The sequence below is a fragment of the Streptosporangium sp. NPDC003464 genome (genome assembly GCF_053588315.1).
This window is the reverse complement of sequence record NZ_JBSFPS010000415.1, coordinates 1-5,763: the sequence shown is the minus strand read 5'-3', so window position 1 is coordinate 5,763 and position 5,763 is coordinate 1. Positions and strand designations below refer to the sequence as shown.

Sequence of the window (5,763 nt, the reverse complement as noted above, 5' to 3'; positions counted from 1 at the left end):
GCCCGCTGCCCGAGGTCGGGCACCTGACGGGGCCGCCCGGGGCGGCGGGCGTCAGCCCAGCGACGTGGCCCGGCCGATCAGTCCGGCGAGCTCGGACACCGCGGCGTCCTCGGTGGAGGAGGCCAGCCGCGCGGCGTGCCCGGCGAGTTCCCCGGCCCCCACCCCGGCGGTCCACTCGCGGGTCCGGAGGTATTCGGCGAAGGCCGCCGCCACCACGTCCACCTGGAACCTCGGCGAGGTCCCGCGCCAGACCGAGGGGGACAGGTCGGCCGACTCCAGGGACCGGCTGGTCTCGCCGGGGCCCCGGGTGTCGGGGTCCTGCCAGCGCACCGTGGCCATGGCCAGCTGGCCGGAGGCGCCGCTGCGCAGCCGTACCTCGTACAGGGCGGTCACCGAGTGGCCCGGGCCGATCTCGCCGCCGTCCTTGGTGTCGTCGCGGAAGTCCTCGGCGGCGATCCGGCGGTTCTCGTAGCCGATCAGGTGGTAGGACTCCACGGTCGAGGGGTTGAACACGACCTGCGCCTTGGCGTCGCGGGCCCGGAGGTCGAGGTTGGTGGCGAGCTGCTCGACGAACACCTTGCGCGCGCCGTCGGCCGAGCTGACGTAGACCGCCGCGCCGTCGCCGTTGTCGGCGAGCTGCTCCATCAGCTGGTCGCCGTAGTCACGGCCGACTCCGACGCAGAGCAGGGTGATCTGCCGGCCGGCGGACTCCCCCACCCGGTCGAGGATGCCCTGCCAGCTCGTGTCACCGGTGTTGGCCAGCCCGTCGGACAGCAGGATGACCCGGTTGGTGGCCACCGGCCGGAAGGTGCGGGCCGCTTCGGCGTAGCCGCTGGTCAGCCCCGCCTCCAGGTTCGTCGAATCCTGTACGGCGAGGCGATCCACCGCCGCGTGCAGCTGCTCCGTCCCGGTCGCGGGCGTCATGGGGACGACGAGCCGCGCCTGGCCGCTGAAGGTCACGATGGAGACCTGGTCCCCCGGCCCGAGCTGGTCGACGAGCTTGTGCAGGGCCTCGCGGACCAGGTCGAGCCGGCCGGGCTCGCCCATCGAGCCGGACACGTCCACCACGAAGGTCAGGTTGGCCGGGCGCCGCGCCTCCGGGTCCGCCCCGCGGGTCTGCAGGCCGACCCGGACCAGCGCGGCGCCGTTCTCCGACATGCGGGCGCCGTCCATGTGCACGGTGAAGCCGTCGCCGCCGGGCTCCCGGTAGTCCTGCCGGAAGGAGTTGACGAACTCCTCCGGGCGGATCCGGTCCGGTTCGGGCAGCCTGCCCTCCTGGAGGGTCCGCCTGGCATAGCCGTAGGAGGCGGTGTCCACGTCGAGGGCGAAGGTGGAGATCTGGTCGGCGGTGGTGTCCCGCTCCTCGGCGGCCGCGGCGTCCCGGTCCTGCGCCAGGGACGGCACGGCCGGTCCGGAGCCGCTGTTCGGTCTGGTCGCGGGCTTGCCGCTGCTCTCCGATCCACCGCAGGCGGCGGCGAGCAGCAGGGCGATCACGGCGAGGGCAATGGCGAACGTGCGCGGGTTCATGGCGCCTCCGTAGGATGCGTGTCATCCCCTACGACGACCCGCCCCGCCAGGGGGCCGGACACTTCACCCAAGCGAGCGCAAACCGTTCCCGGCCCGTGATCAGGGCTTCCAGTGCGGGTCGCGGCCGCTGAGCGCCAGTGCCCGCTCCAACGGCGGGGCGTCCCGCGGCACGGCCGGCGGCTCACCGAAGATCCCCGCCTGCCGGCCCTGCGGGGCCATCCGCTCGACGAAGGCGGCCACGGCCTCCGCGGTCTCCACGTCCACCTCGTAGTCCTGCCCGGTGGCCCTGGCCAGGTCCCAGCCGTGGATCACCATGTCGCCCAGGCCCATCTGATAGACGGTGATCATGGGCATCCCCATCGTGGGGCTGGTCCCCTCGAAGGACTCCGGCCGCGACCAGGCGGCGACCATCCCCGCGGCGCGGCTGCCGAAGGAGGTGTGGTCGGCGTCCTCGGGCGGCGCCTGCTCCTTGCGCGCCAGCGCCTCGAACATCACCGCCACCCACGACATGTGCCCGACCAGGGCACGCACGTCGAATTCGGTGCACGGGGTGGGCAAGTCCAGTTGGTCCTCCCGGATCCCGCCGACGACGGCCGCGGTGCGGGTGACGGCGCGTGAAAGCAGTTCGTTCATGACGGCCATGGTCTCCCGCGGACCCCCGGCCGTCTTGAAAAAACACGACATATGATCCCTGAGCATGCGCGTGCATCGTGGGCCGGCTCCCGGACGCCCGGGAGCCGGGATCCCGGGCACGGCACCGCGCGCCGCCGGAGGCGCAGCCGGCTCCGCCCCTCCCGGCCCCGTGGTGACCCCCGCCGGCGACACCCGGGGCATCCTCAACGCGGGCGCGGCCCGCTTCGGCTACGGGCGCCACGCCTGCCATCCCTCGCTCGCCCCCTTCGTCGAGCACCACTGGATCATCCGCTGGGACCTGACGGAACCGTACGAGCAGCGGGTCGTGTCGCATCCGTCGGTCAACCTCGTCTTCCAGGAGCATGGCTCCCGGGTCGCCGGAGTGATCACGGGCGACTATCTGGAGACCCTGACCGGCACCGGCGTCGTGGCCGCCACCCGTTTCCGCCCCGGCGGCTTCCGCCCCTTCCTCGGCGCCCCGGTCTCCACGCTCACCGACCGCTTCCCACCCGTCTCGGAGGTCTTCGGCCCCGCGGCGGAGGCGACCGCGACGGCCGTGCTCGCCGCCTCCGACGCCGGGGCCGTGGCACTGCTGGACGCCTTCCTCCTGGCACGGCTGCCGCCCCGCGATCCCGTCGCCGAACGGGTGGGCGCCATGGTCGCCGGGATCGTGGACAGCCCCTGGATCACCCGCGTCGACGACCTGGCCGCCCGGCACGGCCTGACCGTGCGGACCCTGCAGCGGCTGTTCAACGACTACGTCGGCGTCTCCCCGAAGTGGGTGATCCGCCGCTACCGCATCCATGAGGCCGCCGAGCGCGCGAGCGCCGCCACCGACTGGTCCCGCCTGGCGGCCGAACTCGGCTACAGCGACCAGGCCCATCTCACCCGTGACTTCACCTCGGTCGTCGGCATGTCCCCCACCGCCTACGCCCGCTCCGCCGTACCCGCCCGTCCCTCGGCGCGCCCCGCCGGCGGCACCGCGCCGGCCGGGCGGACGGCCGGGCCGCCGGGCTGAGCCCGCGGCGGAGGGAGACGTTCGGGAGACACCTTCCGGCCGGGCACCGCGACACACTACTTTAAGTGTCGACGCCATCACCTTTGGTGAAGCGCGCCAGTCGGCCCGAGAGAGAGTAGGCACGTTCATGCAGGCTTTCACGCTGCCCGACTTCTACATGCCTTACCCGGCCAGGCTCAACCCCCACCTGGAGCGCGCCCGCGAGCACAGCATGGCCTGGGCCCGGCGGATGGGCATGCTCGACGCCCCCAAACCCGGCGGCGGCGTCGTCTGGGACGAGGAGGCGCTGGCCAGGATGGACTACGCGCTCATGTGCGCCTACACCCACCCCGACTGCGACGGCCCCGCCCTGGACCTGATCACCGACTGGTACGTCTGGGTGTTCTTCTTCGACGACCACTTCCTGGAGGAGTTCAAGCACTCCCGCGACCTCCCGGGGGCGCAGGCCTATCTCGACCGCCTCGAACTGTTCATGACCGCGGAGGGCCAGGCGCCGCCGGAGCCGGAGAACCCGGCCGAGGCGGGGCTGCGGGACCTGTGGGAGCGCACGGTGCCGGCGATGTCACACGGGTGGCGGCGGCGCTTCATCACCAGCACGCACAACCTGATGGTGGAGTCGATGTGGGAGCTGGACAACATCGACCGCGGCCGGATCGCCAACCCGATCGAATACGTGCAGATGCGGCGGAGGGTCGGCGGGGCGCCCTGGTCGGCGAACCTCGTCGAATACGCCGTCGGCGCGGAGATCCCCGACGGTCTCGCCGGGACGAGGCCGATGCGGGTCCTGTCGGACACCTTCTCCGACGCGGTGCACCTGCGCAACGACCTGTTCTCCTACCAGCGCGAGGTGCAGGAGGAGGGCGAGAACTCCAACGCGGTGCTGGTCTTCGAGCGGTTCTTCGGCTGCTCGACACAGGAGGCCGCCGAGATGGTCAACGACCTGCTGACCTCCCGGCTGCAGCAGTTCGAGAACACGGCGCTGATCGAGGTCCCGGCCCTGCTGGCCGAGCACGCCGTGCCCCCGCACGAGCAGGGCGGGGTGGCCGCCTACGTCAAGGGCCTGCAGGACTGGCAGTCCGGCGGGCACGAGTGGCACGCCCGGTCCAGCCGCTACATGAACGACGGCGCCGTCTCGGGCTCCCCCGGCGTGCTGGGGGGCCCGACCGGCCTGGGCACCTCCGCCGTCCGGCCGCTGCCCTCCCCCGCGGCGCTGGGCCTGCGGCGGAGGGTCCAGCAGCACTCCTACGTCCCGTTCCAGCCGGTGGGGCATCTGCCGCTGCCCGACCTCTACATGCCCTACCCGGTCCGCACCAGCCCCCATCTGGACGCCGCGCGGCGCTACGCGGTCGGCTGGGCGCGGCGGATGGGCATGTTCGACCCGGTCCCGGGGACCGGGCACGGCGGGCTATGGGACGAGCGGCGCTTCGCCGGCTTCGACTTCGCGCACTGCGCCGCGATGATCCACGCCGACGCGAGCCCCGAACAGCTCAACCTGTCGTCGGACTGGCTGGCCTGGGGGACCTACGGCGACGACTACTTCCCCGCGGTGTTCGGGACGGGCCGCGACCTCGTGGCCGCGAAGCTCTGCAACGACCGGCTGTCGGCGTTCATGCCGCTGGACGGCGAGCCCGTCCCGGAGCCGGTCGGCCCGATCGAGCGGGGCCTGGCGGACCTGTGGCGGCGCACCGCGGGGCCGATGACCCCGGCCGCCCGGCGGCAGTTCCGCGGGGCGGTCGAGGCCATGACCTCCAGCTGGCTGTGGGAGCTGGCCAACCAGGCCCAGAACCGCGTCCCCGACCCGGTCGACTACATCGAGATGCGCCGCAGGACGTTCGGCTCGGACATGACGATGAGCCTGGCCCGGCTCGCGCACTCGGACGTGGTCCCGGCCGGCCTCTACGAGACCCGGACCATGCGCGAGCTGGACACCGCGGCCCAGGACTACGCCACCTTCACCAACGACCTGTTCTCCTACCAGAAGGAGATCGAGTTCGAGGGCGAGGTCCACAACCTCGTCCTGGTGGTGGAGAACTTCCTGAACGTGGACCGCTGGAAGGCCCGCGACATCGTGGCCGACCTGATGGCGGCGCGGATGCGGCAGTTCGAGCACATCGTCGCCAACGGCCTGCCCGCGCTGTTCGAGGATTTCAACCTCGACGGGCCGGTCCGCGCGATCCTGACCCGCCACGCCGACGACCTCAAGGAGTGGATGTCGGGGATCCTGGAGTGGCACCGCAGGTGCGCGCGCTACACCGAGGCCGAACTCCGGCGCAGCCGGGCCTCCGGCGCGCCGTCGGTCCTGTCCTTCCTGCCCACGGGGCTGGGCACCTCGGCGGTGCGGGCCGCGGCCCCGGCCGGGGCCGGCGGGTTCCACGGCCGGCCCGGACGGCCCGGCCAGATGTGACCGGACCCTCCCCGCTCGCATGAGAGCCCGGCTGGGCTCTCATGCGAAGGGGCCCGCCGGCCCGTACCTCCAGTACGCCACCGCCCGCATCCGCTCCATCTTCCGTGCGGGAGCCGGTGCTGGCCGCCATCGCGGAGGGCGGCGGCTCGCTGTTCGTCTCCGGCGTCGACCCCGGCTGGGG

4 protein-coding genes are annotated in these 5,763 nt (G+C 72.9%); 2 read left to right on the top strand and 2 right to left on the bottom strand.

Annotated features, from left to right (window positions below; all coding sequences use genetic code 11):
* Positions 1-51: 51 nt before the first annotated feature.
* Both ACWDS7_RS46005 and ACWDS7_RS46000 read right to left on the bottom strand, forming a co-directional pair.
* The gene (locus ACWDS7_RS46005) at positions 52-1,527 is read right to left on the bottom strand and encodes a YfbK domain-containing protein (RefSeq protein ID WP_451934438.1); all 1,476 of its coding nucleotides are present in this window, start codon (positions 1,525-1,527) and stop codon (positions 52-54) included.
* Positions 1,528-1,626: 99 nt separating this feature from the next.
* Positions 1,627-2,160: a TIGR03086 family metal-binding protein gene (locus tag ACWDS7_RS46000; protein ID WP_451934437.1), complete on the bottom strand. Its 534-nt coding sequence runs from the start codon at positions 2,158-2,160 to the stop codon at positions 1,627-1,629.
* 64 nt (positions 2,161-2,224) lie between these two features.
* Between ACWDS7_RS46000 and ACWDS7_RS45995 the strand changes: the two genes are divergently transcribed.
* Both ACWDS7_RS45995 and ACWDS7_RS45990 read left to right on the top strand, forming a co-directional pair.
* Complete coding sequence (locus ACWDS7_RS45995) at positions 2,225-3,178, top strand: AraC family transcriptional regulator (RefSeq protein WP_451934436.1); 954 nt, start codon at positions 2,225-2,227, stop codon at positions 3,176-3,178.
* Between the two features lie 127 nt (positions 3,179-3,305).
* Entirely contained in the window at positions 3,306-5,582 is a 2,277-nt protein-coding gene (locus ACWDS7_RS45990) for a family 2 encapsulin nanocompartment cargo protein terpene cyclase (protein ID WP_451934435.1), read from the top strand.
* Positions 5,583-5,763: the final 181 nt, after the last annotated feature.

What these genes read in the sequence shown, in the direction of transcription:
- ACWDS7_RS46005 (WP_451934438.1), bottom strand. Translation starts at nt 1,527, where the DNA reads ATGAACCCGCGCACGTTCGCCATTGCCCTCGCCGTGATCGCCCTGCTG.
- ACWDS7_RS46000 (WP_451934437.1), bottom strand. Translation starts at nt 2,160, where the DNA reads ATGAACGAACTGCTTTCACGCGCCGTCACCCGCACCGCGGCCGTCGTC.
- ACWDS7_RS45995 (WP_451934436.1), top strand. Translation starts at nt 2,225, where the DNA reads ATGCGCGTGCATCGTGGGCCGGCTCCCGGACGCCCGGGAGCCGGGATC.
- ACWDS7_RS45990 (WP_451934435.1), top strand. Translation starts at nt 3,306, where the DNA reads ATGCAGGCTTTCACGCTGCCCGACTTCTACATGCCTTACCCGGCCAGG.